General features: G+C 55.6%; 1 protein-coding gene. It reads right to left on the reverse strand.

Translation table 11 applies throughout. From position 1 onward, the window contains the following. Window positions 1–47: 47 nt before the first annotated feature. Complete coding sequence (locus tag DIE06_RS37675; protein WP_124665730.1) at window positions 48–1,523, reverse strand: APC family permease; 1,476 nt, start codon at window positions 1,521–1,523, stop codon at window positions 48–50. Between the last annotated feature and the right edge of the window lie 205 nt (window positions 1,524–1,728).

A 1,728-nucleotide genomic window follows, 5' to 3' on the forward strand; every position in this document is an offset into this window, starting at 1 on the left:
GCTTTATGAAGACCGCACACGTTATGCGATCGATGGCCCGAGTCGCATCAAATCACCTGCCGCCCGATAGCACGATAGATTTCCGGCCGCGCCCGCTTCAAATACCGCGCATAAAGGACACCAAGCAAGAGCGTTCCGAAAACCACAGCGATCAGAGCCTGAGCAACCCGCACATTTCCAGTCAAAACGCTCATATTTTCCGTTGCCAGCCACCCGACGAACGAAAGGAGAAAGAAACTCACTGTAGGCGCAACTTTTGTTCTCCAAAAACTCTGACCTTTCATGTTGCGCACAAAGAACACCAGTACCGACAATGACGTCAAAATCAGCAGCAGTAGCAAACAATACCCGCCAACTCCGGTCAGTACGGCAAACGCGCCAAATGGCTTGACTCCGCTCTCTATCACACCGATCAGAATAATCAACATCAAGCCGGTCACCACGACCGAGGCACGATGAGGCGAACCATGGCGTTCATGTACAGTCGCCAAGGCACGCGGAAACGTGCCATCGAGCCCCAAGCAATAGATGTATCGAGAAAGGATATTGTGCAGGGCGAGCAAACAGGCAAAAACGCTCGAACACAGCAAAGCATTGACGGCTTCCAGACCAGCCTTACCCAGATAGAGGCCGATCGCGTTCAGGGAGATCTGTGACGGGTCCGCTGCAGCCTTCTCCAACACCAATTGGGGGCCGTACGCACAAATCAAAAAATATGATGCCGAGCTGAATAGCGTGGCCATGACCAAGATCGCGCAATACGTCGCTCGTGGAACCGTCACCTCCGGATCACGAGCCTCCTCTCGGAATACCGCGGTAGCCTCAAAGCCTGCGAAGCAGGTAACCCCAAACAACAGGGCGAGCCCTACGGAACCCGATGTAGCAGCGCTAGGAGTCAGCCATGATGGCGACAAGCCGGCGGCGCCCTTAGCCACAGCGACGGCAACTTGCCATACGAATACGATCAACACTTCGCAGATCAGAGCGAGCGTGAGAGCGCGAGCCGAAAACGTAATGCGCAAATAGCCAAACACGCCCACTGCGGCAAGCAGGACGAGTGAATATCCCCACCACATAAGCGGCTCTGCATTAAACAGATGCTTCACTAATGAAGCGCAGACTATGCCGGCATAGAGGTCGATGCCGATCATCATGAAGCCATATGCGAGCATCGCCATCAGCGCACTACCAAGTCCCAAAGGGCGCCCGATCCCCGCGGTAATGTATGCGTAGAACGCACCCGCATTGGGTACGTGCTTCGACATTGCAGTAAACCCCACGGAGAAAATCAGAATGAGCGCCCCAGCGACCACATACGTGACTGGAGCACCCAGCCCGTTGCCGAGGGTCATCATGACACCCATGCCGGTGACAACGGTGAGCGGAGCGTTATACGCCAACACGGTAAATACGATTTCCAGCATCCCCAGTTGCCCGGAAAGCGTGGCGGGACGACTCTCACCGGCGGGTGCTGGGCACTCCGGCAGCACAGCCCCTTCTTTACTGTCGATCAACGTATTCACTCCTCCTCCCGCTTTTCGTTCCAAAGTAGTCCACCTCCGGCGCAGCAAGCCAGTTGCGTCCTGGCGACGCCTGGCTCAACAAGAGAGAACAAGCGACGAGAATGCGGACTCTGCATCCATGCAAATGACGAGTCACCGTCTCCAAGAGCCGTTCTTCCAGCGGTCGCCCCTCCCGCTGCGCGATACGTACTCATTGGTCAAATAA

It is taken from the genome of Burkholderia sp. Bp8998 (assembly GCF_003854235.1).
Classification (GTDB): domain Bacteria; phylum Pseudomonadota; class Gammaproteobacteria; order Burkholderiales; family Burkholderiaceae; genus Burkholderia.